Here is a 25,196-nt window from a genome sequence, read left to right as displayed (position 1 = left end):
AAAGGAATTAACTCCCATGGCACGCATCCGTGTTGGCCTGCTCCCCACCTCGTCGTTCATGGTCGGCACTCTGCCGGTGCCGAAGTACGCGGACCAGGAGAAGACGCAGTTCGCCACTGACCGTGAGACCGGCGCGAAGCTCTACACGATCACCCTCTTCTTCATGGAGGAGGACCGTGCCGAAGCCCTGAAGATCACGGTTCCGGAGACCGGTCTGCCCAACGGCCTCCGGCCGGGTGTCCCGGTCATGCCGGTGGAACTGTTCGCCACTCCGTGGGCGCGGATCTTCAACGGTTCGCTCTCGGACGGCATCGCCTACCGCGCGGGTCGGCTGGATCTGGTGGCCCCGGCCGCTGAGGCGGCGTGAGCGTCACCACCCCCCGGTCCGGCGCTGAGCGCAGCTACCCGCTGCCTCACGCCGGGCCGGATGCCCGGTTCACCGAATCACTCGTGAACTCGGTGGCGGCCGTGCTCGTCGGCTACGGCTATCCCCGCCTCGACGCGTCGGCGGATCGGACGGCCCTCGAATCGGCCCTGGCGGCCTTCCTCTACAACCCCTTGGAGAGCTACACATGAAGGACTCGAACGCCCCGGCGGAAGGGATCTTCGGTCACGTCCCGCTCGTCGTCGCCCTGGTGCTCGCCGTGCTCGCCGTGCTCGTTGGATGGGCGGTCTGGTGGGTGGTCCGCTACGTTCGCGCCGATGCCATGACCCGGCAGTCCATACGGCAGGCCCTACGCGTGCGCTGGGGCTGGAAGCGGCTCGCACCAATGCTCAAGCTGTCGGCCACGGACAAAACCCCGACCGCCCTGGCGTCGCTGGCGAACACGAACGGCAAGCCCATCAAGCCGCGCGTCCTCATCCCCTCCCTGAAGGTGAAGCACGACGCCTACGGAGTGATCGCGCGGGCACAGTGCCTGCCTGGTGTTGGACTCCAGCAGTTCCAGAAAGCGGGCCCGCACCTCGCGGACGCCTGGCGGTGCACACGAGTGGCGGTCACCCAGGACAAGCCTGGGCAGGTCCTCATCCGGGGTGTGCGACTGGATCCGCTCAAGTTCCCCACCGAGCACCACCCCACCGGTGAGCCACCGGAGGAGACAGCCCGGTGGGATCTGGGCCTGGACGAGTACGCGCAGCCCGTCTCGGTGAACCTCACGCAGGTGCCCGGCGTCACCGTGGCCGGCCTCCCCGGCTTCGGCAAGACCAGCCTGATCAACCGGCTTCTCTCCGACTGGGCACCGTCGCCCGCAGTGCAGTTCGCCTGCGCGGACGGCAAGGTGTCGGCTGCGTACGAAGGCGACTACGCCGACTGGGTCCAACGCATGTTCGCCTTCGTGGGCGATGACCTGGAAGAGGCCAACAAGCTGTTCCGGCACCTGGTGGAGCTCCGCCGCGCCCGGTCGGCTTCGGTGCGCCAGATGCTCGGGGTGAAGTCGATGTGGGACGTCGGCCCGTCCGAGCATTGGCCCCTGGTCGTGCTGATCGTCGACGAAGCCCACACCTACTTCCGCGACCACAAGGGCAGCGACCAGCAGACGAAGAAACTGGCCGCGCTCGCCGCCGAGAACGCCCGGCTCGTGGAAGACCTGGTGAAGAAGGGCCGGTCCGTGGGACTGCTCGTCATCCTCACCACTCAGAAGTCCACCGGTGACGCGATCCCCACCTTCATCCGCGACGTGTGCCCCGTCGGCCTGAGCTTCGCCCAGAAGACTGCCGAAGCCGCCGTGGCCGCACTCGGTGACGAGATCCGGGAATGGCCGGACGCCAACCCGATCAACCTCCAGGACCCCACTTATGTCGGCGTCGCTTCGATGAACCACCAGTCGCAACCCGGCTTCACCCGCATCCGTACGCCCTACGTGCCCGACGCGGAAGCGGCTCGCGTCGCCGAAGAGACGGCAGGTCTCACTGCTGACCCGAACGTCCTCCTTGAAGCCTTCCTCGGCCTTCGCCTGACGGAGGTGGACCTCACCAAGCTCGACGCCTGAGCAGCCTGACCTACCGCGCTCGCACGTTCCCGACACCCCAGGAGAGGAGGTGAACACCCATGACAGAGGACCGGATCACTCAGCGCACCATCACCGCCGTCATGATCGTCATTGCCGCGCTGGCGTTTGTCTTCTCCTTCGGCAACGTCTGGTCGCTCGCCCTGCGCCTGGGCGTCCCCGGCTCGATCGCACCGCTCATCGCCCCGATGGTGGACCTGTCCGTGGTCGGCCTTCTGGTCGCCCTGCGCTATCTCTCCCTACGCGGTCTGCCCGCCGACCAGATGACGGCGGCCACGCGTCTCATGCACTTCTCCGGGCTGCTGACCCTCGCCCTCAACGTCGCCGAACCGATCGTCGCCGAACACTACGGCCGCGCCGCCGTTGACGCGGTGGCCCCGCTCCTCCTCCTCGGCTGGGGCTCCGTAGGCCCGCAGCTCCTGCGCGCCTTCCACACCGTCGCTCGCCCCGCCGTACCGACCTCCGTACCGAATGAGATCGAGTTGGTGCCTGAGACAGCTTCCGACGCCACCCGCCCTGCGGCGCCGCTCACCCTTCCGGCCCCTGCCCCCGTCGCTCCTCACATCGCCCCAGCTGCCCCGGCTCCCTCTTCGCCTGCGGTCAAGGTGCCTGAGCCCCTGCTGACCGAAGCACGCTCCATCGCGACGTCCCACTACACCGAGCACGGCGAACCGATCACAGCGGCCCAGCTCAAGACGCGACTCGGGATCGGCCTGCGCATGGCCACCGCGCTGCACGCCGCCCTGTAGGGCCACACCTTCCGCCGGCCTCTCCGGCACTTCCCACCACTGCCCACCCCTGGGCCCGACCTGCCATGCCTGCGGGCAGCAGCCCGAGCGCACTGAATCGCTGCTGCCCGCAGGCCCCACCCTCGTGCCAGAAGGGACACCCCGCCACTCATGCGCCGCCCCCTCGACCTGCGCCACATCATCAGCCCCGGCCTGCGTGACCTCGTGGAACTGGCCAACACCGACAACTTCGACCGCGTGACGGAACAGGTCCGCGACCTTCGAGGCTGCACCAGCCCCGTCAACCTGCACGGCTGGACGATCACCACCAACCAGACCACCAAGCAAGTGATCCGCTCCTACCGCTCCGAAGACGAACCCTCCGGACGGCTCCTCACCACCTGTGGCAACCGCCGCGCCTCCCGCTGCCCCGCGTGCTCCCGCCTCTACGCCGCCGACACCTATCACCTGATCAAGGCCGGACTGTCCGGCGGCAAGAACGTCGCCGAAGCTGTCCGCGACCACCCCCGCGCCTTCGTCACTCTCACCGCCCCGTCTTTCGGCCCCGTCCACAACCGCCCCACGACCGACGCGGGCAAGCCCCGCCCTTGCGTGTGCGGCGAGAGCCACCCCCAGGACGCTCCCGAACTCGGCACCCCGCTCCGCCCGGCAAGCTACGACTACACCGGCGCCGTTCTGTGGAACGCCCACGCCGGGGCCCTCTGGGCACGCTTCACCACCTACCTGCGCCGCGCCCTCGCCGAGCACCTCGGCATGACTCAGAAGGCGCTCAACGCTGCCCTCCGCGTCTCCTTCGCCAAGGTCGCCGAGTACCAGCAACGCGGCCTGGTCCACTTCCATGCGGTCGTCCGCTTCGACGGTCCCGACGGCCACACCACCTCGCCCCCGGCCTGGGCCACCTTCGACGCCCTCCGCGTCGCCGTCAGCCTGGCGGTCGAGCGTGCCCGGCTCACTGTCGAGTCGGACGCGGTCGGCGATCGCGTCATCCGGTGGGGCGACCGCTTCAAGGTGGACCAGATCTCCGCCCTGGGGGACGGCGAACTCACGGACGCCAAGGTCGCGGGATACGTCGCCAAGTACGCCACCAAGAACGCCGAGGGCGCGGGCACCGTGGACCGCACCCTCGTATGCCGCCCCTGTGCCGGACGCGGCCACGTACGCGGCCCTGACGGCTTCCGCGACCTCTGCGCCGACTGCGACGGCACCGGCCAGGTCGAACCCCTCACAGACCTCCCCGTGCAGCAGCATGCCCGGCAGATGATCCGCACTGCCTGGGCGCTCGGCCACCTCCCCGAGTTCGCCGAACTCAAGCTCTGGAAGTGGGCCCACATGCTCGGATTCCGCGGCCACTTCTCCAGCAAATCACGCGCCTACTCGACCACCCTCGGCGCACTCCGCGACGTACGCCGCGCCTGGCGCACCGCCCAAGCCGAAGCCGCCCGCATCCGCGCCGGTCTCCCCGTGGACGACGAGAACACCACCCTCGTCACCGCCTCCTCATGGACCTACCTCAGCAGCGGCTACCGCCCCGGCGAAGAGCTCCTCGCCGCCCAGGTCCGCCACGACATCGCCCACACCCAACGCCTCAAGCAGGAGGGGGATTTCTAAATGACCAACCGCAAGACAACATTCGTCGGCCGCTTCCAGTGCGGCCAGGGCTCCTGGCGTGTCTCCACTGGGACTGAGGAAGTCGCCGCGGTCATCGGGCAGCTCTTCGGCAGGCAATCGACGCCCCAGGCAAGCAACGAGGCCGACCACTTCGAAGTGCTGCCCCGATCAACCACCATGCGAGTCGTCATCTCCGGCCCCGAATCCATCAGGGCCGGCCTGCTGACAGCCGCACCTCGCTTCGAACCCAAGCCCAGTACTCGCCTCTCGTTCCGCCTCGCCGACGCATACGCCCTCGGCGGCTTCCGCCTCAGTTCCGTCTCATGGGACCTGGCAGAATCCGTCCCAAAGCTGAGGGCGGCACTGTCCGAGACAGACGGGGACGCCCTCTGCGAACTCGTTGCAGAGACAGTTGAGTTCACGACTCGCGATGGTGCCGCGCTGTCGTATTGCCGCCCCTCTATCAAGGTCATCGGTCCCTGGCACAACCCCGACCAGCACGCCGCCTGATAGGACCTGAACACACGCAGGGGCGCCCCCACCTCGTCCGGTGGGGGCGCCCCTGCGTGTGTTCAGGTCACGTCGGCATCAGTCCTGGCCGTCGGCCGCCTCGGTCTCCTGTCCGCTCTCCTTCGTCGCTGCCGCGCGCCGCATGTGCCCCTCCTCGCCGAAGTGCACCGACAGACGCGACGTGTCCAGCTTCTTGCCGCCACGCCGCGCGGGTGCCACCTCCACGTAGCCGCCCGCGTTAAGCAGCAAATCTCGCTTACCGGCCATGTCCGAGCGCTTCCACTGTTCGGCATGCGTCTCGCCGGTCGGCTCCGCCTTCACGCCGCCCGGCGTCGCCATTCGCTGCCTCTCCTTCAGGGTCGCCAGTCGCTCTTCAAGCTTGGCGTACTGCTCCGCGTACCGGATCGCACCGTCGTCGCCCCTGAACAGGCCGCGGTCGTAGCGATCCTTTTGCAAGTCGGCCAACGCTTCCTCAGCCTGCCTGATCTGCGGCCGGAAGTCCTCGCCCACCTCCTGGACCATCCGCATCACGGAAAGGTGCCCGTACTTCGCGAGGAACTGCTCGGTGACGTACTCCTCGGTGGTCACTCCCGCCACGGTCGGCCCATAGCACTTCATGCCCGGCTTCTCCTCCCCCTTCGCCGCCCGCTGGCGGTACTTCAGAGGTCCGATGCACCGATACCGAAGCTGGCCATTGCGCCCGCTGAAGGTGTACATGCGCTCACCGCAGACTCCGCAGTGCATGATTCCGCGCAGCAGCGACGTCCCCTCCCGGCGCTTCTCACCGGGGTTGGCCCGGTGCTCCAACTCATCCTGGAGCGCCTGCCAGGTGTTCGTGTCGAGAATCGGCGGGCGATTGACCAGAGGCAGCCCGTCCGTCCGGAGAATCGGCTTTCCGTCCTCGATGACCTGGCCGAGCAACTGGGGATTGCCCAGCAGGCTGCGCAACGTCGTCGTGTACCACTGCTTGGAGTCGCTGCGCTTGCCCGTGGTCTGGCGTGAGGCGTGGCCGGGCGATGGGACGCCCTCCTTGTTGAGGTCGTTGATGATCTGCATGAGTGAGTCCTTGGTAAGAACCCGCTCCACGATCCGCTTGATCGTCTTGGCTTCGTCCTCGTTGACCGCGAGTACCTTGCCCGCCCCGTCGGGGTTAGGGACGACCATGTACCCGTACGGGACCCGGCCACCGGTATAGCGACCCTCTCGGCGCAGGTGCTCGTGCGCGCTGGACACCCGCATCCCGATGGTGTCGGACTCCAGCTCAGCGAAGACCGCGATCACCTTCGCCATGGCCCGGCCCATGGACGACGTGAGGTCGAGCGGCTCCGTCGCCGACGCGAGCGCTACACTCTGACGCTCGGCGAGTCGCATAATCTCCGCGAAGTCGACCGTCGAGCGTGCAAGCCGGTCGATCTTGAAGAACACGATCACGTCCAGCTCCGCAAGCCTGGTCAGAATGCGTTGCAGACCTGGCCGGTCAAGGCCCCGCGAGAAGCCGGAAACATCGATGTCTTCCTCGACGACTATGACGTTCCAGCCACGTGCCTCACACAACGCCTCGCAAGCCGCTCTCTGGCGCTCTGGAGAAGTCGTCTCGTCCGTTTCGCGCGATAGGCGAACATAGATAGCGGCGCGCATCCCCGGCGCGCTGGCCGGAACGCCCTTTCGACGCCGGGCACGGGGCATGGCCCGAGCAGTGGCAGGTGCAGTGTCTGTCACGCTGGAGATCCTATCCGTGGAGGTATGTGTGTCCTGCCTAATCGTCCAGTCCGACAAGACCCTGCTCCTGGAGGTCGACCACGAGCGGGCCGACGACTGCCGGCGGGCGATCGCGCCGTTCGCGGAACTGGAGCGGGCTCCCGAGCACATCCACACCTACCGGGTGACGCCGCTGGGACTGTGGAACGCCCGGGCGGCCGGGCACGACGCCGAGCAGGTCGTGGACGCGCTGGTGGAGTACAGCCGGTATCCGGTGCCGCACGCGCTGCTCGTCGACATCGCCGAGACGATGGACCGCTACGGGCGGCTGACCCTCAGCAAGCATCCGGCGCACGGTCTCGTCCTGACCACCACCGACCGGCCCGTCCTCGAGGAGATCCTCCGCTCCAAGCGGATCATCCCGCTGATCGGGGCCCGCCTGGACCCGGACACCGTGGCCGTGCACCCCTCGGAGCGAGGGCAGATCAAGCAGACCCTGCTGCGCCTGGGCTGGCCCGCCGAGGACCTCGCCGGGTACGTCGACGGCGAGGCGCACCCGATCGAGCTGGACGAGGACGGGTGGGCGCTGCGGCCCTACCAGAAGCAGGCCGTGGAGAACTTCTGGCACGGCGGCTCGGGTGTCGTCGTCCTGCCCTGCGGCGCGGGCAAGACCCTGGTGGGCGCGGGGGCGATGGCGCAGGCCAAGTCGACCACGCTGATCCTGGTCACCAACACCGTCTCGGCCCGGCAGTGGAAGCACGAGCTGGTCAAGCGCACGAGCCTGACCGAGGAGGAGATCGGCGAGTACAGCGGGACCCGGAAGGAGATCCGGCCCGTCACCATCGCCACGTACCAGGTGCTGACGACGAGACGGAAGGGCGTCTACCCGCACCTGGAGCTGTTCGACTCGCGGGACTGGGGGCTGATCCTCTACGACGAGGTGCACCTGCTGCCCGCGCCGGTGTTCAAGTTCACGGCGGACCTCCAGGCGCGGCGGCGGCTGGGGCTCACGGCGACCCTCGTGCGGGAGGACGGGCGCGAGTCGGACGTCTTCTCGCTCATCGGGCCGAAGCGGTTCGACGCGCCGTGGAAGGAGATCGAGGCGCAGGGGTACATCGCGCCCGCGGACTGTGTCGAGGTGCGGGTCAACCTGACGGACTCCGAGCGGCTGGCCTACGCGACCGCCGAGGCGGAGGAGAAGTACCGCTTCTGCGCGACCACCGCGACCAAGCGGAAGGTGACCGAGGCGATCGTGCGCCGGTTCGCCGGGCAGCAGATCCTCGTCATCGGGCAGTACATCGACCAGCTGGACGAGCTGGGTGAGCACCTGAACGCGCCGGTCATCAAGGGCGAGACGAGCAACGCGCAGCGCGAGAAGCTCTTCGGCGCCTTCCGGGAGGGCGAGATCAGCGTGCTGGTGGTGTCGAAGGTCGCCAACTTCTCGATCGACCTGCCGGAGGCGACGGTCGCCATCCAGGTGTCGGGCACCTTCGGCTCACGCCAGGAGGAGGCCCAGCGTCTCGGCCGGGTGCTGCGGCCGAAGGCCGACGGGCACAAGGCGCACTTCTACTCCGTGGTGGCCCGCGACACGATCGACCAGGACTTCGCCGCCCACCGGCAGCGCTTCCTGGCCGAACAGGGCTACGCGTACCGGATCATGGACGCGGACGAACTGCTCGCGGAGAGCTGAGCGGTCACCTGCGGCGGACGCCCGCCTCCTCGCCGTACTCGCCGAGGACGATCACGTCGAAGGCGGCGCGCGCGAAGACCCTGACGGCTCGCAGGCTCTCGCCGAGGACGTGCCGGTGACTGCCGTGGACGGGGGTGGCGCCGGCCGGGCGGGACGGGCGCGGTGCTGGGGTGATGGTTGCTGCGCTCATGCCTCCATAGTGGCTTTCCGGGCATAAGGGCGGCATCGGTCTGCGGGGCGAGCCTCGGTCGTCACCGTGTAGTACTCCGGGTTGAGCCGTTCCCCCCGGGGCGGAGGACGTATCCCCTAGGGGACGCGGCCTCCGTCCCGGGATTAATCCGTTGGCCCCCGTCTGCCCCCTCACCTAGAATCTCCGCTCTTGCCCGCCTCCCCAGGGAGTGCCGCCGTCCGGACGGAAACCGGCCGGCATTCACGCATACCCCGCGCGGTCCACCCGCTGGTCCTTCGGAGGCACCCCCTTGTCCACGCCCGTCGACGGCGATCCGCTCGCCCGCGAACGTTCCCACCTCGCCTCGTCCCGCGCGGCCCTGCGCGCCATGCGGGAGGACGTCGAGTCCCTCGACATCAGTGACGTCACCGCGAACTGGGTCAACGCGCAGATCCTGGAGCGTCAGATCGGGGAGCGGATCAAGGCACTCGCCGACCTCAGCCACACCCCGCTGTTCTTCGGGCGGCTCGACTACCTGCACCCCCCGGGCGCGGACCGGGCCGAGGGCGCGGCCGGTGAGCGCTTCTACATCGGACGCCGGCACGTGCACGACGGCGGGGGCGACCCGATGGTGATCGACTGGCGGGCGCCGGTCTCGCAGCCGTTCTACCGGGCCTCCAGGAAGGACCCGTTGGACGTCGGGCTGCGCCGCCGCTTCGGCTACACCGGCGGCGACCTCACCGCGTACGAGGACGAGCACCTGTCCGACCCGGCGGAGGCGGCCGCCACGAGCAAGCTGCTCCAGCAGGAGATCGAGCGACCGCGCGTCGGGCCGATGCGTGACATCGTGGCGACGATCCAGCCCGAGCAGGACGAGATCGTCCGCAGCGGGCTGGGCGGGACCGTGTGCGTGCAGGGAGGTCCCGGCACCGGGAAGACCGCGGTCGGCCTGCACCGGGTCGCCTACCTGCTGTACGCCCACCGCGAGCGGCTCGCCCGCACCGGCACCCTCGTCATCGGGCCGAACAGGTCCTTCCTGCACTACATCGAGCAGGTGCTGCCCGCGCTGGGGGAGCTGTCGGTCAGGCAGGCAACCGTGGACGACCTGGTCGCCCATGTCGAGGTGCGGGGCACGGACGAGGCGGCCGCCGCGGTCGTCAAGGGCGACGCCCGGATGGCGGAGGTGCTGAAGCGCGCCGTCCGGTCCCATGTGAGCATGCCCACCGAGCCGGTGGTGGTCGTGCGCGGTTCCCGCCGCTGGCGCGTCCCGGCCTACGAACTGGAGGAGATCGTCCGCGAGTTGCTGGACCGCGACATCCGCTACGGTGCCGCCCGCGAGGCCCTGCCGCAGCGCATCGCGCATGCCGTGCTGGTGCAGATGGAGCGGTCGGGCGAGGCCCCGGACGACCGCGTGCAGGACGCCGTCGCGCGGAACACCGCGGTGAAGGCGGCCGTCAAGGCGGTGTGGCCGCCGGTCGACCCGGCCAGGCTGGTGCTGCGCCTGCTGACGGACGCGGACTTCCTCGCCCTGCACTCCGAGGGCGTACTCACCGAGGACGAACGCAAGACGATCCTGTGGGCGAAGGTGGTGCGCGGCGTGAAGTCCGCCCGGTGGTCCGCGGCGGACGCAGTGCTGATCGACGAGGCGACGGATCTCGTGCAGCGCACGCACTCCCTGGGGCATGTGGTCCTCGACGAGGCGCAGGACCTCTCCCCGATGCAGTACCGGGCCGTGGGCCGACGCTGCACGACGGGTTCCGCCACCGTGCTCGGCGATCTGGCGCAGGGCACCACCCCCTGGTCCACCCGGAGTTGGACGGAGGCGTTGTCCCACCTCGGCAAGGCGGACGGGGTCATCGAGGAACTGACGGCGGGTTTCCGCGTACCGACGGACGTGATCACGTACGCCTCACGGCTGCTGCCGCACATCGCCCCGGGGCTGACCCCGGTGGCGTCGGTGCGTGAGAACCCGGGGTTCTTCGACGTCCGCGAGGTCAGCGGCACCGCCGACGTGGTCGCGGCCTGCGCGGAGTCCCTGCGCAACGAGGGCTCCACCGGCCTGATCGCCGCGGACGCCCGCGTCCCGGCCCTGGCCGAGGCGCTGGCGGCGGCGGGCATCGGCCATCTCGCGCCGGGTGAGGAGACCACGTACGAGACCCGTCTGACGCTGGTCCCGGCCTCGCTCGCCAAGGGCCTGGAGTACGACTACGTGGTCCTCGACGAGCCGCAGGCCGTGGTCGAGGCCGAACCCGACGAACGCACCGGCCTGCGCCGCCTGTACGTGTCCCTGACCCGCGCGGTCTCAGGCCTGACGGTGACCCACACAGCCCCCCTGCCCCACCAGCTCACCCAGGACCCGCGGAGCCCTCGGAACCCCTGACCGCGCGGGGGCAGCGCTCCTCACCCGTCCCTCGGCGCTCGTCACCGGGCGTCGAGGACGTCCCGCCATCTCGCCACCGCGTCCGCCGAGACCGGTCCCTGCCAGCCCTGTGGTCGTGCCGCTCCGCCGATGTGGAAGGCGTCGATCCCGGCATTCAGCAGGGTCGGTACGTGGTCGAGGCGCAGGCCTCCGCCCACGAGGATCCGCTGCTCGTAGCCGGGTTCGCCGGTCCTCGCCGCCTCGGCGGTCAGCGTGGGGAGTCCCTCGTCGACGCCGGCGGCCGAGCCCGCCGTCAGGTACGTGTCCAGTCCCGGCAGCCCGTCCAGCTGCTTGCGCAGCGCGTCGCGGTCGGCAGCCCGGTCGATGGCCCGGTGGAACGTCCACCGGCATCCGTCGAGCTCGGCGACGACCCGCTCGACGGCGGCCAGGTCGACGCCTCCGTCCGCGTCGAGGAAGCCGAGCACGAACTCGTCGGCCCCGGCGCCGCGCATCTCCCGGGCCATGTCCACGAGCCGGCCGGTGTCCCCCGCGGCGAAGCCGTCCGCCGGTCGCAGCATGACACGCAACGGGATGTCGACGGCAGCGCGGATCGAGGCGAGGGTGCGGGCCGACGGAGTGAGTCCGTCGGCGGCCATGTCGGTGACCAGCTCGAGGCGGTCCGCGCCTCCGGCCTGGGCGGCGACCGCGTCCTCGGCGCCGAGGGCGATCACCTCCAGGACTGCACGCTTGCTCATGGGACCCCATTCTTCGGCGGCTGTCGGCGGGCTGCAGGTCTGGCCCGGCGTCGGCCCCGGGGCACGACGACAGGTCTAGTCCAATCCAAGAGTACGCCCCCGGTTCGGTCACGGGGACAATGGCCGTATGGCCGATCTCGATGCCCTGCGCGCCCGCTTCGTCCGTGCTCTGGAAGGGGCCCGTGCCCCCGGCGGCGGCCCGGACCCGGCGCCGTACGCCGACAACCTGCTCGCCCGCTGGCAGGAGCCACAGCGCCGCTACCACACGCTCGCGCACCTCACGGCGGTCCTCGACCACATCGACGTGCTGGCGGAGTACGCGGCCGACCCCGACGTCGTCCGGCTGGCCGCCTGGTTCCACGACGCGGTCTACCTGCCCGACCGCTCCGAGAACGAGGAGCGCTCGGCCCGTCTGGCCGAACGTGCCCTGCCGGAGACCGGGGTGTCCGCGGCGAAGACGGCGGAGACCGCCCGCCTGGTCCGGCTGACGGCCACCCACGCCCCGGCCGACGACGACCGCGACGGGAAGGTCCTGTGCGACGCCGACCTCGCGGTCCTCGCCTCACCACCGTCCGCGTACGCCGCCTACACGGCCGCCGTCCGCGAGGAGTACGGCTTCGTCCCCAACGATGCCTTCCGCGCGGGCCGCTCCGCGGTCCTGCGTCAACTTCTCGACCTGCCACGCCTGTTCAGGACGCCGTACGGGGAGGCGGAGTGGGAGGCGACGGCGCGCTACAACCTCCGCTCCGAGCTGGAAATCCTGTCGCTGTGAGCGGCTCCGGCCGCCTACCCTGCCCGCATGCGATTCATGGGCGGGGATTACGTGGAAGAAGCCGTCGCGGGCTGTACGGCCGTGCTGCGGTCGGCGCTGGACCGGGACTGGGAGCAGGTGCGGGCCGGCGGACTGGAGTGGAGCTGCCGCAGGACGGGGGCGCACATCGCGAGCGATCTCCTGGCGTACGCCGGACAGCTGGCCGGACGGGCGCAGGACGCCTACGTCCCGTTCGAGATCACCCTCGACGGCACCGAGGACGGCCTGGACCGCGCCGACAACGCGGGTGTCGTCCAGGTGATCGAGACCACCGGCGCCCTGTTCGCCGCCACCCTCCGCACCACCCCGCGCGAGGTGCGCGCCTTCCACCCGTACCCCTTCCGCAGCGCGGGCCGCGAGGGCTTCGCCGCGATGGGCGTGGCCGAGGTGCTGCTGCACACGCACGACGTCGCCACGGGCCTGGGCCTGCCCTACGAAGCGCCCGCCCATCTCGCCGAGTTCGTCCTGACCGGGATCTTCCCGCACGTCCAGCCCGGCCCGGACCACTGGCGCACCCTGCTGTGGGCCACCGGCCGCGGGGAACTGCCGGGCCGCGCGCGGCTCACCGAGTGGCGCTGGAACAACAATCTGGTGATCGAGGCCGACCGGCTCACCCTCCAGGGCGTCACGCCCGCTGCCGCCGCCGACCTGCGCACGGGCGGCGACGGAGGGTTCGAGTGGGCCGCGGAGGGACCCTTCGAGGGCACCCGCGAGGCCGCCGGGATGACCGTCAAGGCGTACGAGGCGGGGGTGCACCGGCCGGAGTTCGGCCTGTTCACGCTCGTCCGGCGGGAGGACGGCCGCGCGGTCGGCGGCATGGGCTTCCACGGCGCCCCCGACGGGGACGGCCGCGCCGAGATCGGCTACGACCTGGTCGAGGCCGCCCGCGGCAACGGCTACGCGACCGAGGCGCTGCGCGCACTGGCCGGCTGGGCGCTGGCCCGCGACGACGTACGGAGCCTGTTCGCGACCGTCGAGCGGGACAACCCGCCCTCCCAGGCCGTGCTCGCGCGCGCCGGGTTCGTCCAGGTGAGCGAGGACGGCGTCGAGGAAGGTCTGCTGGCCTACGAACTGCGCGGCTGAGTCCGCGCCTTCCGCCTGCGCAGTCCCGCCCCGTACAGCAGCCGCACCACCTCGCGGCTGCTGACCTCGAGCGCGCCCGCCCGTACCGCGTCCGCGTACCGGTGCGAGGGCACGTCGTAGTGGTCCCGCTCGAAGGCGCGCCGGGGGACGTCCAACGCGGCGGCGAAGGTGTGGAGTTCCTCGTAGGAGACGTCGCTGACCAGGTGGGACCACATGCGTCCGTGTCCCGGCCAGGTGGGCGGATCGATGTACACCGTCACGAGGAGGCCGCTCCGCCCGGCACCGAGCCCAGCGCCCCCACGGCCGCGACCTGCACGCCCGCCTTGTGGCACACCCAGTGCGGGTCGGGGCCGAGCTCCGGCTCGACCTCCAGCGCGTGCGGGTCGCCGCCCCCGCAGACGGGGCAGAGCGGCCAGCGGCCGTACGCCTCGAGAAGCGCGTCCTGCACGTCCTGGGCGATCAGCCCGGCGACGTACTCCGCGCCCTCCGGCCACTGCTCGACCCACCAACGCCGTTGTACGACGGACTCCTCGACCATGGACACCACGTCCGCCGCGGCGACCTCACCGGCGGCCAGGTCGGCGAGTACGAGGGCGCGAGCGGCGTGCAGCGCCTGCTCCAGGGGGCTGATCGGGTCCATGCCCCCATTGTGCGCACTCTTGACCGGGAGACCGAGCCGAAAATATCTTTCACATGTGACCCAGAAAGTGAAGGAAAGTTTCGGGAGTGCGGGAAGCCCGGGCGCCACGCCACCCGCGCCCGCCGCCCTCGCCGCCAAGGTGCGCACGCTCGCGCCCTCCATGACCCGCTCCATGCAGCGGGTCGCCGAGGCCGTCGCGAACGACCCGGCCGGCTGCGCGGCCCTCACGGTCACCGGCCTCGCCGGGCTCACCGGCACCAGCGAGGCCACCGTCGTGCGCACCGCCCGCCTGCTCGGCTACCCCGGCTACCGCGACCTGCGTCTGGCCCTGGCCGGGCTCGCCGCCCAGCAGCAGTCCGGGCGCGCGCCCGCGCTCACCACGGACATCGCGGTGGACGATCCCCTCGCCGACGTGGTGGCGAAACTCGCCTACGACGAGCAGCAGACCCTCGCCGACACCGCCGCCGGACTCGACACCGTCCAGCTCGGCGCGGCGGTCGGCGCGGCGGCGACCGCCCGGCGCATCGACGTGTACGGGGTCGGGGCCTCGGGCCTGGTCGCCCAGGACCTCACGCAGAAATTGCTGCGCATAGGGCTCATAGCCCACGCGCACAGCGATCCGCACCTGGCCGTCACCAACGCGGTGCAGCTGCGCGGCGGTGACGTGGCCATCGCGATCACCCACTCCGGGGCGACGGGCGACGTGATCGAGCCACTGCGGGTCGCGTTCGAGCACGGGGCCACCACCGTCGCGATCACCGGGCGGCCCGACGGACCCGTCACGCAGTACGCCGACCACGTGCTGACCACGTCCACCGCGCGGGAGAGCGAGCTGCGGCCGGCCGCGATGTCCTCGCGGACGAGTCAGCTGCTGGTCGTGGACTGCCTGTTCATCGGGGTGGCGCAGCGGACCTACGACAGTGCCGCCCCGGCGCTGTCCGCGTCGTACGAGGCACTCGCGCACCGGCACCGGCGGTAGACCGTGCCCCCGGCCGCCCCCGCGCCCCCAGAGGTATGACAGATCACCGTTCGTCGGAAAGAGCCGCTTCCTCATGACGTCCACCTCTCACCACCGCGAGCTGCGGAACCAGTTGGAGACCCTGACCACCGAGGCCTTCCGGCCCGAGCTCGCCGACATCGATCAGTTGTCCACCCTCGACATCGCCCGGTTGATGAACGGCGAGGACAGCGCCGTCCCGGCCGCCGTCGCCGCGCGGCTGCCGGAGATCGCCGCCGCCATCGACGCCGTGGCCGAGCGGATGGGGCGGGGCGGCCGACTGGTCTACGCCGGTGCCGGGACCGCCGGCCGGCTCGGTGTGCTGGACGCCTCCGAGTGTCCCCCCACCTTCAACACGGACCCCTCCGAGGTCGTCGGCCTGATCGCGGGCGGCCCCGACGCCGTGGTCGCCTCGGTCGAGGGCGCGGAGGACTCGGCGGACCTCGCCCGCGCCGACCTCGACGCGCTCGCCCTCACCGACGCCGACACGGTGGTCGGGATCTCGGCCTCCGGCCGTACCCCCTACGCCATCGGCGCGGTGGAACACGCCCGCGGCATCGGCGCGTTGACCATCGGGCTGGCCTGCAACCCGGGCAGCGCGCTCGCGGCGGCCGCCGAACACGGCATCGAGGTCGTCGTCGGGCCCGAACTGCTCACCGGGTCCACCCGGCTGAAGGCGGGCACGGCACAGAAGCTGGTCCTCAACATGCTCTCCACGATCACGATGATCCGGCTGGGCAAGACGTACGGGAACCTGATGGTCGACGTACGTGCCTCGAACGAGAAGCTGCGGGCCCGCTCCCGGCGGATCGTCGCGCTGGCCACCGGCGCGGACGAGGAGGAGACCGAACGCGCCCTCGCGGCGACGGACGGCGAGGTGAAGAACGCGATCCTGACGATCCTCGCCGGCGTCGACGGCCCGACGGCCGCCCGCCTTCTGGAGGACTCCGGCGGCCATCTGCGCGCGGCGCTGACGGCGACGGGCCGCTGACCAGCACGCTCAGGGGGTGCACACCTCGAACGACACCGCCGCCGCGATCCTCCCCCTGGTGGGCGGACCCGCGAACGTCACCTCCGTCGCCCACTGCATGACCCGGCTCCGCCTGGGCCTGGCCGACCGCTCCCTGGTCGACGAGGAGGCGCTGCGGGCGCTGCCCGGCGTTCTCGGTGTCGTGTCCGACGACACGTACCAGATCGTGCTGGGGCCCGGCGTGGTCGCGAGGGTGACGCCGGAGTTCGAGGCGCTGGTGACGGCGGCCCGGACCCGGGCGGACGACCTCGCCGACCGAGGCGCCGCGATGCGCGAGGCACGGCGGGCGCGCAACGCGACCCCGCTCAAGCTCGCGCTCCGCCGCCTGGCGAACATCTTCGTCCCGCTGATCCCCGCGCTGATCGGCTGTGGCGTCCTGGCCGGCTGCAACGGCCTCCTGGTCAACCTGGGCCTGCTGCCCGGCGTGACCCCGGCCCTGTCCGCCGTCGCCTCCGCCTTCATGGCCCTGATCGCGGTGTTCGTCGGCCACAACACGGCGAAGGAGTTCGGCGGCACGCCCGTGCTGGGCGGCGCGGTGGCGGCCGTCGTCGTGTATCCGGGCGTGGCGAAGGTGACGGCGTTCGGGGTGGCGCTCGCTCCCGGCCAGGGCGGGGTGCTCGGCGCGCTGGCCGCCGCGTTGCTCGGCACCTGCGTGGAGAAGTGGTGCCGTGCCCGGGTCCCGGCGACCCTGGACGTCCTCCTCACCCCGACACTGACGGTCCTCGTGGCGGGTCTGGTGACGCTGTACGGCCTCATGTACCTGGCCGGCGAGATCTCGACGGCGATCGGCACCGCGGCGAACTGGCTGCTCGCCACCACGGGCGCGTTCGCCGGCCTGGTCCTCGGCGGCCTCTTCCTCCCCCTGGTGATGCTGGGCCTGCACCAGGCCCTCATCCCCATCCACACCACCCTCATCTCACAGCAGGGTTACACGGTCCTGCTGCCCGTCCTCGCGATGGCGGGCGCCGGCCAGGTCGGCGCCGCCCTCGCCGTGTACGTCCGGCTGCGCCACGACACCTCCCTGCGGACGACGATCAGATCGGCGCTGCCGGCGGGACTGCTCGGCGTCGGCGAACCGCTGATCTACGGCGTTTCGCTCCCCCTCGGCCGCCCCTTCCTCACCGCCTGCGCGGGCGGCGCGGCCGGCGGTGCCTTCGTCGGCTTCTTCGCGATGCTCGGCGACCGGGTGGGCACGACGGCGATCGGACCGTCCGGCTGGGCCCTGTTCCCGCTGCTCGCGGGAAACCGGCCCCTGGCGGTGACGGCGGCGATCTACGCGGGCGGCCTGCTGACGGGCTATGCCGTCGGCTTCGCGGCGACGTACTTCCTCGGCTTCACCGGCAGCTCGTCCGCCCGCCTCAACAAGGCAGCCGCCCCTCCCCGTTGACCTTCCGCACCCGCGCCCGCAGCACCTCTTCCGAGGGCGCGGGCCCGGTCGACTCCGGCGGGCAGTCCCACTCCCGGCCCCCGGCAACGGGCCGCAACTGCACCCGGCCGCCGACATGCCCCATCACCTCCCCGATCCGCCCGTCCCGTACGTCCACGACATGCGTCCCGATCGCCGGCGCCTCCCCCCGCAGCACCGAGGCCAGCCGCTCGGCCGTACGCATGTTGCAGCGCCCGAGGTCCACCAGCGCGAACGGCCCCTCGCTCGCACCGGTCACGGGATCGACGCCCAGCGACGGGAGTACGACTCCCACGCCCACGAGCGCGCCCCGCAACGACTCCACCACTTCTTCGGTCGACCGCACGTGCCCTACCTCCACAGCGAGTTGGCCATCCACTACCCAGCGTGGTCGCGACCCCTCTAACCTGGCCAGCAGGGACACCCCAACAACCGCCGTTGTCAGACCGGGAGTCGCCGTGGCCGGACCGAAGGACCTCGACCCGTCGTCGTCACCGCGCGCCCTCCTCGGCGCGGAGTTGCGTCACGCCCGCGAGAAGACGGGGCTGAGTCAGGAGGACCTGGGGCAGCGGCTGTTCGTGAGCGGTTCGTTCATCGGCCAACTGGAGGCGGGCACACGGCGGATGCAGCCGGAGTACGCGCGACTGCTGGACGAGGTCCTCGACACGGAGGACTTCTTCCGGCGCAACTGCGCGGCGGCGGCCAGATCGAAGTACCCGGACCACTTCGCGGAGGCGGCGGAGGCGGAGGCGGTCGCCACGGCGATCAAGGAGTACGCCCCCTTGCTGATCCCGGGCCTGCTGCAGACACCGGATTACGCACGGGCGGTCTTTCGCGCCTATCAGCCGACCGCGTCAGCCCACGTCATCGACGAACTCCTGACAGCCCGGCTGGAGCGGGCCCGCATTCTCGGCGACCCAACAAGGCCGTTGTTGTCGGCGGTGCTCGACGAGGCAGCCCTACGACGCCGAACAGGCGGGCCCGGAGTGATGGCGCAGGCCCTACGACACGTCACGACACTGATCCGACAGCACCGGATCATCGTGCAGCTCCTGCCGTTCAGTGCGGGAGCGCACGCTTCCATGACCGGCGCCCTGACACTCATGGCGTTCGAGGACGCACCCCCGCTCGCCTTCATCGAAGGCCCCAGCGTGGGGCGGTTGGAGGACGACCCGGCCACCGTCGCACGCCATCAACTGACCTACGACCTGATCCGGGCCAGTGCTCTCTCCCCGCAGGAATCCCTGGCCTGGATCGAATCGGTGGCAGAGGATTACGCCCATGAAGAGCAGCCCTGATCACGGAGTGCGTGCGACCGCCTGGTCCAAGTCCAGCTACAGCGGCGGCGAAGGCGGCAACTGCGTGGAAGTGGCCCTCGGCCACCTCCCCCTCATCCCCGTGCGGGACTCCAAAAGGCCTCACGGCCCGACGCTCGCGTTCCGGCCGGAGGCCTGGTCCGCGTTCGTCAGGGCCACCCGCCACACGGGCGAGTAGCGGCCCCGAAGCTCAAGTCCCCAGCTCCGAGCCCTCTTTTCAAGGAACGGGTGGAGGGCCTCAACCCACCCTCCCACCCGGCGTGTTGACTTGACGCGTTCGGCTTGCCACACACAGTCACGATCGTCTAGCGTCCCGAACAACGAAACAGCCCCCGACAGGCGCTACCAACACCTGCGGGGGCTTAACCAACGAGATCGAAGGCTGACGAGGTCCGATCCCATGGCTGACGCCAACCTTAGTGCTGCCCGCCCGCCCGCGCACGCGTCCCCGCACCCGATGGCCGGTCCGGGTTACGGGAAACGCGCCGCCCCCGGGCAACTTCCCCGCACGAACCACGACTTCGCCCACCTTCCCGCCCGCGAAGCAGCCATCGCGGGGTACGTCGACCGCCTCGCCGACGGCGCCGACATCTCCGTGAAGACGCTGGCCAAGATGCTGCCGTACGGTCAGTGCGCACTGCGGACCGCCCTCAACAACCTTCACCGGGCCGGACACCTGCGCCGGGGGCGCGAACGTCTGACCGCCGGCTCCGGCGGCTCCCACTGGATCACCCGCACGTGGTTCACCCGTACCCCGCGCGACGACGGCTGGTGGGTGACGTTCACGCGGGGCGGCGTACCGGAAGAGCCACCGGAGCCGGCCCGCCCCGCCCGTTCCCGCGCCCACATCCTCCTGGCCGCCCTCGGCCGCGAGGCCCCCGTCCTCTCCCTGTCCGCCGCGGACTGCGCGGCGCTCGCCCCACTCGTCACCGAGTGGCACACCCGGGGTGCCCCCGACGAGGACGTACTCCGGGCCCTGACAGCCGGCCTGCCGACCCCGGTCCACCAAGCGGCGGCCCTCGTCCGCCGCCGCCTGACCGACAAGCTCCCGCCGGAACCGCCCGCCCCGCCGGATCCTGGAGTGCGCGGAGTGCGGGGTGCCGGGGCGCCCGGAGGCCCTGCCGGGGGGCGTGTGCGGTGGCTGCCGGGTCGGACGCGCCCCCGCACGCCCCACCTCACCCCTGTCCGCCCCAGCCGTTCACGCCCGCGCGGGCGAGATCCGGGCTGCTCTGTCGGTGAAACGAGAAGAGAGGACACACGCATGACGGCTCCTACGGTCCGCCGCCACCACCCCGGGGCACGATGGAGGAAGCGGACATCCCCGTCTACCTCCTGATCGACCGCGACACACCACCGTCACGGTCTTCAGCGAGCCCAAGGAAGGCCGCTACCAGCAGTCCCCCTCGTATCCTTGGGGAGCGACCGTCGAACTCCCCTCCCCCGTGAACATCACCCTGGACACGGAAAAGCTCAAGGACCACGCGGACTGACATGAACCACGCCCAGCTGACCGCCCTCGGCCGCGCCCTCCGTCTCCTCGGCGAGCACGGGGAGTCCCTCACGGGCGACACCCCGGACACCCGGCTGCACGAGGTCAAGGCGGATCTGCGGCGTGCCCTGGACCTGTTAGAGGACAGCGTCAGCGGGGCCGCGCCCACCACCCGCTGCCCCGAACACCCCACAGGGCCCGTCGACGAGAACGCTCCCGACCTGTGTCTGCTGTGCGAGACCAGGCGCCGGGCCGCTCGCCGCGCGGAGATCAACGGTCCCGCCCTGCGCACTCGGCCGGCCGAGCAGGCGTCGTCCCGCTACGGCGTCCGGGAGGACCGGCCGCAGCCGCAGCAGCGCTGGCTTCCGGAGCTGTGGAACGGCCAGGCGTGGCAGCTGTGCGGCACCCCGCGCCGCGACCGGCGCGAGGCGGAGCTGTACCTCGCCGCCGCGCGCCGGGGCCCCCGGGCCGCCATGGCCTACCGGCTGGTGCACGAGTTCACCGACTACGAGGTGCTGCGGGTCTGGGGCACCCCGGTCCACGTCGACATCGAGCCCCTCGGCAACCTCTAGGCCTGCGGAGCCGGGGCTCAGCTCAGGGTCTTCAGGGCTGCCGCGTCGTACGGCTTCAGCTCGTCGAGCCGGTCGCCGAGGACCTTCGCCGCCCACTCCGGGTCCTGGAGCAGGGCGCGGCCGATGGCCACCATGTCGAACTCGTCGCGCTCGAGGCGGTCGAGGAGGTCGTCGATGCCCTTGACCGGGGAGCCCTCGCCCTGGAAGCCCTTGAGGAAGTCGCCGTCGAGGCCGACCGAACCGACGGTGATGACGGGCTTCCCGGTCAGCTTCTTGGTCCAGCCCGCGAGGTTGAGGTCGGAGCCGTCGAACTCGGGCAGCCAGTAGCGGCGGGTGGAGGCGTGGAAGGCGTCGACACCGGCCGCGGCCAGCGGGGCGAGCAGGGCCTCCAGCTCCTCCGGGGTCTCGGCGAGACGGGCGTCGTAGGCCTGCTGCTTCCACTGGGAGTAGCGGAAGAGGACCGGGAACTCGGGCGAGACGGTCTCGCGGACCGCCGCCACGATCTCCGCCGCGAACTTCGTCCGGGCCACCAGGTCACCGCCGTAGGCGTCCGTGCGCCGGTTGGTGCCCGCCCACAGAAACTGGTCGACGAGGTAGCCGTGGGCGCCGTGCAGTTCCACGCCGTCGAAGCCGATGCGCTCGGCGGCCGCGGCGGCCTCGGCGAACGCGCCGATGACGTCGTCCAGGTCGCGCTGGGTCATCGCCCTGCCGGTGTCCTCGGTGCCGTCGCCGCGCAGGCCGGAGGGGCCGACGGCGGGGGCGTCCGCGAAGGGCGGCTCGCCCTGCTTGCGGACCATGCCGATGTGCCACAGCTGCGGCACGATCTTCCCGCCCGCCGCGTGCACGGCCTCGGCGACCTTCGCCCAGCCCGCGAGCTGCTCCTCGCCGTGGAAGCGCGGGACGCGGTCGCTCTGCCCGGCCGAATCGTGCCCCACGTACGTGCCCTCGGTGACGATCAGACCGACACCGGCGGCGGCACGGCGGGCGTAGTACGACACCACGTCCTCGCCGGGGACGCCGCCCGGGGAGAACATCCGCGTCATGGGCGCCATCGCGATGCGGTTCGGGACGGTCAGGCCGTTGATGGAGACGGGCCGGGAGAGGATCTGCGCGGCGCGGGAGGCGACGGGCCGGGTGCTGGCGGTCACGTGGAGGGCTCCTGGTGGTGGGTGCTGCTGACGTGTGGTGAACCGAACGGTTTGCCGTGTGGTGAACCGAACGGTATGTGCACATGCATTGAGTGCGCGTCAACGTCAACTTCCGGGTCCCCGCCCCCATTCCGCCGCCCGCGGGATCAGCCCTGTGATCCCGGACACGACCGAGGGCGGCACCCCCTGTCTCCAGGGAGTGCCGCCCTCGGTACGAGCGGACCGGGTCCGAGCCGTCAGGCTCAGAAGTCCATGTCACCGCCCGGCATGCCGCCGGGGGCGCCGCCGGCGGCGGCCTTCTCCGGCTTGTCGGCGATGACGGCCTCGGTGGTCAGGAACAGCGCGGCGATGGAGGCGGCGTTCTGCAGGGCAGAGCGCGTGACCTTCGCCGGGTCGATGATGCCTTCGGCGATCATGTCGACGTACTCACCGGTCGCGGCGTTCAGGCCGTGACCGACGGGCAGGTTGCGCACCTTCTCGACGATGACGCCACCCTCGAGACCACCGTTGACGGCGATCTGCTTGAGCGGGGCCTCCAGGGCGAGCCGCACGGCGTTCGCGCCGGTCGCCTCGTCACCCGTGAGCTCGAGCTTCTCGAAGACCGAGGAAGCCTGGATGAGCGCCACGCCACCACCGGCGACGATGCCCTCCTCGACGGCCGCCTTCGCGTTGCGAACGGCGTCCTCGATGCGGTGCTTGCGCTCCTTGAGCTCGACCTCGGTGGCGGCACCGGCCTTGATGACGGCCACGCCGCCGGCCAGCTTCGCCAGACGCTCCTGGAGCTTCTCGCGGTCGTAGTCCGAGTCGGAGTTCTCGATCTCGGCACGGATCTGGTTGACCCGGCCCTGGACCTGCTCGGCCGAACCGGCGCCGTCCACGATCGTGGTCTCGTCCTTGGTGATGACGACCTTGCGAGCGCGACCGAGCAGGTCGATGCTCGCGTTCTCCAGCTTGAGGCCGACCTCCTCGGAGATGACCTCGCCGCCCGTGAGGATGGCGATGTCGCCGAGCATGGCCTTGCGGCGGTCACCGAAGCCCGGAGCCTTGACGGCGACGGACTTGAAGGTGCCACGGATCTTGTTGACGACCAGGGTCGACAGGGCCTCGCCCTCGACGTCCTCGGCGATGATCAGCAGCGGCTTGCCCGACTGCATGACCTTCTCGAGGAGCGGGAGCAGGTCCTTGACGGAGCTGATCTTGGAGTTGGCGATCAGGATGTACGGGTCGTCGAGCGACGCCTCCATCCGCTCCATGTCGGTGGCGAAGTACGCCGAGATGTAGCCCTTGTCGAAGCGCATACCCTCGGTGAGCTCCAGCTCCAGACCGAAGGTCTGGGACTCCTCGACGGTGATGACGCCTTCCTTGCCGACCTTGTCCATCGCCTCGGCGATGAGCTCGCCGATCTGGGTGTCGGCGGCGGAGATGGAGGCCGTGGAGGCGATCTGCTCCTTGGTCTCCACGTCCTTGGCCTGCTCGAGCAGGGCACCGGAGACGGCCTCGACGGCCTTCTCGATACCGCGCTTGAGGGCCATCGGGTTGGCGCCGGCGGCTACGTTGCGCAGACCCTCGCGCACCAGCGCCTGGGCGAGCACGGTCGCCGTGGTCGTTCCGTCGCCGGCGACGTCGTCCGTCTTCTTGGCGACTTCCTTGACCAGCTCGGCGCCGATCTTCTCGTACGGGTCCTCGAGCTCGATCTCCTTGGCGATGGAAACTCCATCGTTGGTGATCGTGGGCGCGCCCCACTTCTTCTCGAGGACGACGTTGCGGCCCTTGGGGCCAAGGGTGACCTTGACGGCGTCGGCGAGCTGGTTCATCCCGCGCTCGAGACCGCGCCGTGCCTCCTCGTCGAACGCGATGATCTTGGCCATGTGAAGTGGTCCTCCCGGACAGGGGGTGGATTTCTCCGGACCGCGCTGGCGCCCGCGACGGACGGCTCGCCTGCCTCGTGGTTCCTTGCCCCACCCGGCCTGCGGGCCTCACCGACCCGGTCCTAGTTGTCACTCTCACCTGGAGAGTGCTAACGCCAATGATTAGCACTCGCCCATGCCGAGTGCAAGCGCCTGCCCGGGATCGAGGGGGCGCTCAGCGGTGCGCGAACACGCCCCCGGCAGGTCACGGGCGTGTCCGCGACGGATCCCGGACACGCCGAAGGGCTCGTAACCCATGACTCCCCATGGGATACGAGCCCTCCGAAGAAGAACAGAAGAACGACGCTGTCAGTCGGCGCGTGCTTCAGCCGGTCGCCAGTCGGACCATGTCCGCCTGCGGCCCCTTCTGGCCTTGCGAGATCTCGAAATCGACCCGCTGACCCTCTTCCAGGGTGCGGTAACCGTCCATCTGAATCGCGCTGTAGTGGACGAAAACATCCGCACCACCGTCGACCGCGATGAAGCCGTACCCCTTCTCCGCGTTGAACCACTTGACGGTGCCCTGAGCCATGCCTAACTCCCCTATTACTGGCCCTTGCACAGACCCGCACTTCGCGGATCCGGGTCAGACCTCACCCCCCCACATGGACGGGGGCGTGCGCCGGAACGCGTCGACCGCGGCCGAATGTATCTGCCCAACTGCCCTCTGCAACAGGTCAATCGGACGAGAATTCAGGGCACGACCGGTCGGGAATGTACGGAGAATTCACCCGAATTCGGGTCAAGTCGGGCTCCATAAAAGGAGCGAATGACTCAAAAGGCCCGCACACTTTGGCCATTTCTCATCGCATGCGGAGCCTGAACTCATATGCGTCCGTCATGCGGATGACCGCGGGTTCCCCAACTGTACCGCGCTCAACCATACAGAATTGCCCCCTCCGCTTCTCTCGCGGAGGGGGCAATCAGGTGAACTCTTGGTAATCGGCATTACCGAGGGTAATTATCCCTCCGGTCAGCCACCGGCCACGGCCGGGATGATCGACACGCCCGCCCCGTCCGGAGTCGCCGTCTCCAGGCCCTGCTCGAAGCGCACGTCGTCGTCGTTGACGTACACGTTGACGAAGCGGCGCAGCTTGCCCTGGTCGTCGAGGACCCGGGCGGCGATACCGGCGTGGTTCTTCTCCAGGTCGGTGATGACCTCGCCGAGGGTGGCGCCCTCGGCCGCCACCTCGGCCTTGCCGCCCGTGTAGGTGCGGAGGATGGTGGGGATGCGGACGTTGACGCTCATGCGGT

26 protein-coding genes and 1 pseudogene are annotated in these 25,196 nt (G+C 70.5%); 17 read left to right on the top strand and 10 right to left on the bottom strand.

Annotated features, from left to right (window positions below):
* The first annotated feature begins 16 nt into the window (after nt 1–16).
* The 6 genes from OG985_RS25475 to OG985_RS25450 all read left to right on the top strand — a co-directional run bounded on the left by OG985_RS25475 (nt 17) and on the right by OG985_RS25450 (nt 4,873).
* Nucleotides 17–367 carry a hypothetical protein gene (locus OG985_RS25475; protein WP_006381100.1) on the top strand — a complete coding sequence of 117 codons (351 nt, stop codon included), beginning with the start codon at nt 17–19 and terminating at the stop codon, nt 365–367.
* Nucleotides 364–576 (top strand): hypothetical protein, encoded by a 213-nt coding sequence (locus OG985_RS25470; RefSeq protein WP_371670650.1) that lies wholly within the window; start codon nt 364–366, stop codon nt 574–576. The genes OG985_RS25475 and OG985_RS25470 overlap by 4 nt, the downstream gene beginning before the upstream one ends.
* Nucleotides 573–1,988: a cell division protein FtsK gene (locus OG985_RS25465; protein ID WP_371670649.1), complete on the top strand. Its 1,416-nt coding sequence runs from the start codon at nt 573–575 to the stop codon at nt 1,986–1,988. Before OG985_RS25470 ends, OG985_RS25465 begins: the two co-directional genes overlap by 4 nt.
* 59 nt (nt 1,989–2,047) lie before the next feature.
* Entirely contained in the window at nt 2,048–2,755 is a 708-nt protein-coding gene (locus OG985_RS25460) for a DUF2637 domain-containing protein (RefSeq protein WP_371670648.1), read from the top strand.
* Nucleotides 2,756–2,905: 150 nt separating this feature from the next.
* Nucleotides 2,906–4,363, top strand: coding sequence for a replication initiator (locus OG985_RS25455; RefSeq protein WP_371670647.1), 1,458 nt, complete (start codon nt 2,906–2,908; stop codon nt 4,361–4,363).
* Nucleotides 4,364–4,873, top strand: coding sequence for a hypothetical protein (locus OG985_RS25450; protein ID WP_371670646.1), 510 nt, complete (start codon nt 4,364–4,366; stop codon nt 4,871–4,873). It abuts the gene before it with no gap.
* A 78-nt stretch (nt 4,874–4,951) separates the two neighbouring features.
* Here the strand turns inward: OG985_RS25450 and OG985_RS25445 are convergent, their stop codons facing one another.
* Nucleotides 4,952–6,511, bottom strand: coding sequence for a recombinase family protein (locus OG985_RS25445; RefSeq protein ID WP_371670645.1), 1,560 nt, complete (start codon nt 6,509–6,511; stop codon nt 4,952–4,954).
* Nucleotides 6,512–6,620: 109 nt separating this feature from the next.
* Between OG985_RS25445 and OG985_RS25440 the strand changes: the two genes are divergently transcribed.
* On the top strand, nt 6,621–8,261 hold the full coding sequence (locus OG985_RS25440) for a DNA repair helicase XPB (RefSeq protein WP_371670644.1): 1,641 nt from the start codon (nt 6,621–6,623) through the stop codon (nt 8,259–8,261).
* A 4-nt stretch (nt 8,262–8,265) separates the two neighbouring features.
* Here OG985_RS25440 and OG985_RS25435 read toward each other — a convergent pair whose 3' ends face one another.
* Nucleotides 8,266–8,451, bottom strand: a complete 186-nt coding sequence (locus OG985_RS25435) for a hypothetical protein (RefSeq protein WP_371670643.1) — start codon at nt 8,449–8,451, stop codon at nt 8,266–8,268.
* Between the two features lie 289 nt (nt 8,452–8,740).
* On the opposite strand from OG985_RS25435, the gene OG985_RS25430 reads away from it, so the two are divergent.
* Nucleotides 8,741–10,810: a UvrD-helicase domain-containing protein gene (locus OG985_RS25430; RefSeq protein ID WP_371670642.1), complete on the top strand. Its 2,070-nt coding sequence runs from the start codon at nt 8,741–8,743 to the stop codon at nt 10,808–10,810.
* 41 nt (nt 10,811–10,851) lie between these two features.
* Here OG985_RS25430 and OG985_RS25425 read toward each other — a convergent pair whose 3' ends face one another.
* Nucleotides 10,852–11,544: a copper homeostasis protein CutC gene (locus OG985_RS25425; protein ID WP_371670641.1), complete on the bottom strand. Its 693-nt coding sequence runs from the start codon at nt 11,542–11,544 to the stop codon at nt 10,852–10,854.
* Nucleotides 11,545–11,671: 127 nt separating this feature from the next.
* On the opposite strand from OG985_RS25425, the gene OG985_RS25420 reads away from it, so the two are divergent.
* Together OG985_RS25420 and OG985_RS25415 are read left to right on the top strand one after the other, a co-directional pair.
* Nucleotides 11,672–12,316 (top strand): hypothetical protein, encoded by a 645-nt coding sequence (locus OG985_RS25420; protein ID WP_371670640.1) that lies wholly within the window; start codon nt 11,672–11,674, stop codon nt 12,314–12,316.
* A gap of 27 nt (nt 12,317–12,343) precedes the next feature.
* Nucleotides 12,344–13,438 (top strand): GNAT family N-acetyltransferase, encoded by a 1,095-nt coding sequence (locus OG985_RS25415; protein ID WP_371670639.1) that lies wholly within the window; start codon nt 12,344–12,346, stop codon nt 13,436–13,438.
* On the opposite strand, the gene OG985_RS25410 is transcribed toward OG985_RS25415, so the two are convergent.
* Together OG985_RS25410 and OG985_RS25405 are read right to left on the bottom strand one after the other, a co-directional pair.
* Nucleotides 13,420–13,698, bottom strand: a complete 279-nt coding sequence (locus OG985_RS25410) for a DUF4031 domain-containing protein (protein ID WP_371670638.1) — start codon at nt 13,696–13,698, stop codon at nt 13,420–13,422. The two genes, OG985_RS25415 and OG985_RS25410, sit on opposite strands and share 19 nt — an antisense overlap.
* Nucleotides 13,695–14,078: a hypothetical protein gene (locus OG985_RS25405; protein WP_371670637.1), complete on the bottom strand. Its 384-nt coding sequence runs from the start codon at nt 14,076–14,078 to the stop codon at nt 13,695–13,697. The genes OG985_RS25410 and OG985_RS25405 overlap by 4 nt, the downstream gene beginning before the upstream one ends.
* 55 nt (nt 14,079–14,133) lie before the next feature.
* On the opposite strand from OG985_RS25405, the gene OG985_RS25400 reads away from it, so the two are divergent.
* From OG985_RS25400 to OG985_RS25390, 3 genes are all read left to right on the top strand, one after another.
* Complete coding sequence (locus OG985_RS25400; protein WP_371670636.1) at nt 14,134–15,057, top strand: MurR/RpiR family transcriptional regulator; 924 nt, start codon at nt 14,134–14,136, stop codon at nt 15,055–15,057.
* 73 nt (nt 15,058–15,130) lie between these two features.
* Entirely contained in the window at nt 15,131–16,066 is a 936-nt protein-coding gene (murQ, locus tag OG985_RS25395; RefSeq protein WP_371670635.1) for an N-acetylmuramic acid 6-phosphate etherase, read from the top strand.
* A 16-nt stretch (nt 16,067–16,082) separates the two neighbouring features.
* Nucleotides 16,083–17,492, top strand: a complete 1,410-nt coding sequence (locus OG985_RS25390) for a PTS transporter subunit EIIC (RefSeq protein ID WP_371670634.1) — start codon at nt 16,083–16,085, stop codon at nt 17,490–17,492.
* Here OG985_RS25390 and OG985_RS25385 read toward each other — a convergent pair.
* Entirely contained in the window at nt 17,464–17,856 is a 393-nt protein-coding gene (locus OG985_RS25385; RefSeq protein ID WP_371670633.1) for a hypothetical protein, read from the bottom strand. The genes OG985_RS25390 and OG985_RS25385 overlap by 29 nt on opposite strands.
* Before the next feature lie 112 nt (nt 17,857–17,968).
* Here OG985_RS25385 and OG985_RS25380 point away from each other — a divergent pair, with 112 nt between their 5' ends.
* The 4 genes and pseudogenes from OG985_RS25380 to OG985_RS25365 all read left to right on the top strand — a co-directional run bounded on the left by OG985_RS25380 (nt 17,969) and on the right by OG985_RS25365 (nt 20,887).
* Entirely contained in the window at nt 17,969–18,808 is an 840-nt protein-coding gene (locus tag OG985_RS25380) for a Scr1 family TA system antitoxin-like transcriptional regulator (protein WP_371670632.1), read from the top strand.
* Nucleotides 18,792–19,004 (top strand): DUF397 domain-containing protein, encoded by a 213-nt coding sequence (locus OG985_RS25375; RefSeq protein ID WP_371670631.1) that lies wholly within the window; start codon nt 18,792–18,794, stop codon nt 19,002–19,004. The genes OG985_RS25380 and OG985_RS25375 overlap by 17 nt, the downstream gene beginning before the upstream one ends.
* 279 nt (nt 19,005–19,283) lie before the next feature.
* Nucleotides 19,284–20,091: pseudogene (locus tag OG985_RS25370) on the top strand (hypothetical protein).
* Nucleotides 20,092–20,317: 226 nt separating this feature from the next.
* Entirely contained in the window at nt 20,318–20,887 is a 570-nt protein-coding gene (locus OG985_RS25365) for a hypothetical protein (protein ID WP_371670630.1), read from the top strand.
* A gap of 17 nt (nt 20,888–20,904) precedes the next feature.
* Here OG985_RS25365 and OG985_RS25360 read toward each other — a convergent pair whose 3' ends face one another.
* The 4 genes from OG985_RS25360 to OG985_RS25345 form a co-directional block, all read right to left on the bottom strand.
* Nucleotides 20,905–22,035, bottom strand: a complete 1,131-nt coding sequence (locus OG985_RS25360; RefSeq protein WP_371670629.1) for an NADH:flavin oxidoreductase — start codon at nt 22,033–22,035, stop codon at nt 20,905–20,907.
* A gap of 242 nt (nt 22,036–22,277) precedes the next feature.
* Nucleotides 22,278–23,903, bottom strand: a complete 1,626-nt coding sequence (gene groL / locus OG985_RS25355) for a chaperonin GroEL (protein WP_371670628.1) — start codon at nt 23,901–23,903, stop codon at nt 22,278–22,280.
* A 364-nt stretch (nt 23,904–24,267) separates the two neighbouring features.
* Nucleotides 24,268–24,474: a cold-shock protein gene (locus OG985_RS25350; protein ID WP_007493268.1), complete on the bottom strand. Its 207-nt coding sequence runs from the start codon at nt 24,472–24,474 to the stop codon at nt 24,268–24,270.
* 441 nt (nt 24,475–24,915) lie between these two features.
* Nucleotides 24,916–25,191, bottom strand: coding sequence for a MoaD/ThiS family protein (locus OG985_RS25345; protein WP_371670627.1), 276 nt, complete (start codon nt 25,189–25,191; stop codon nt 24,916–24,918).
* Nucleotides 25,192–25,196 lie beyond the last annotated feature (5 nt).

Source organism: Streptomyces sp. NBC_00289 (genome assembly GCF_041435115.1).
Classification (GTDB): domain Bacteria; phylum Actinomycetota; class Actinomycetes; order Streptomycetales; family Streptomycetaceae; genus Streptomyces.
The sequence above is the reverse complement of the archived record's forward strand: the minus strand, read 5'-3'. Positions and strand labels throughout refer to the sequence as shown.

Excerpts from the sequence above, each read along its gene's own strand:
- OG985_RS25475 (WP_006381100.1), top strand. The coding sequence starts at position 17 with ATGGCACGCATCCGTGTTGGCCTGCTCCCCACCTCGTCGTTCATGGTC.
- OG985_RS25465 (WP_371670649.1), top strand. The coding sequence starts at position 573 with ATGAAGGACTCGAACGCCCCGGCGGAAGGGATCTTCGGTCACGTCCCG.
- OG985_RS25460 (WP_371670648.1), top strand. The coding sequence starts at position 2,048 with ATGACAGAGGACCGGATCACTCAGCGCACCATCACCGCCGTCATGATC.
- OG985_RS25455 (WP_371670647.1), top strand. The coding sequence starts at position 2,906 with ATGCGCCGCCCCCTCGACCTGCGCCACATCATCAGCCCCGGCCTGCGT.
- OG985_RS25450 (WP_371670646.1), top strand. The coding sequence starts at position 4,364 with ATGACCAACCGCAAGACAACATTCGTCGGCCGCTTCCAGTGCGGCCAG.
- OG985_RS25445 (WP_371670645.1), bottom strand. The coding sequence starts at position 6,511 with ATGCGCGCCGCTATCTATGTTCGCCTATCGCGCGAAACGGACGAGACG.
- OG985_RS25435 (WP_371670643.1), bottom strand. The coding sequence starts at position 8,451 with ATGAGCGCAGCAACCATCACCCCAGCACCGCGCCCGTCCCGCCCGGCC.
- OG985_RS25425 (WP_371670641.1), bottom strand. The coding sequence starts at position 11,544 with ATGAGCAAGCGTGCAGTCCTGGAGGTGATCGCCCTCGGCGCCGAGGAC.
- OG985_RS25420 (WP_371670640.1), top strand. The coding sequence starts at position 11,672 with ATGGCCGATCTCGATGCCCTGCGCGCCCGCTTCGTCCGTGCTCTGGAA.
- OG985_RS25415 (WP_371670639.1), top strand. The coding sequence starts at position 12,344 with ATGCGATTCATGGGCGGGGATTACGTGGAAGAAGCCGTCGCGGGCTGT.
- OG985_RS25405 (WP_371670637.1), bottom strand. The coding sequence starts at position 14,078 with ATGGACCCGATCAGCCCCCTGGAGCAGGCGCTGCACGCCGCTCGCGCC.
- murQ (WP_371670635.1), top strand. The coding sequence starts at position 15,131 with ATGACGTCCACCTCTCACCACCGCGAGCTGCGGAACCAGTTGGAGACC.
- OG985_RS25375 (WP_371670631.1), top strand. The coding sequence starts at position 18,792 with ATGAAGAGCAGCCCTGATCACGGAGTGCGTGCGACCGCCTGGTCCAAG.
- OG985_RS25365 (WP_371670630.1), top strand. The coding sequence starts at position 20,318 with ATGAACCACGCCCAGCTGACCGCCCTCGGCCGCGCCCTCCGTCTCCTC.
- groL (WP_371670628.1), bottom strand. The coding sequence starts at position 23,903 with ATGGCCAAGATCATCGCGTTCGACGAGGAGGCACGGCGCGGTCTCGAG.
- OG985_RS25350 (WP_007493268.1), bottom strand. The coding sequence starts at position 24,474 with ATGGCTCAGGGCACCGTCAAGTGGTTCAACGCGGAGAAGGGGTACGGC.
- OG985_RS25345 (WP_371670627.1), bottom strand. The coding sequence starts at position 25,191 with ATGAGCGTCAACGTCCGCATCCCCACCATCCTCCGCACCTACACGGGC.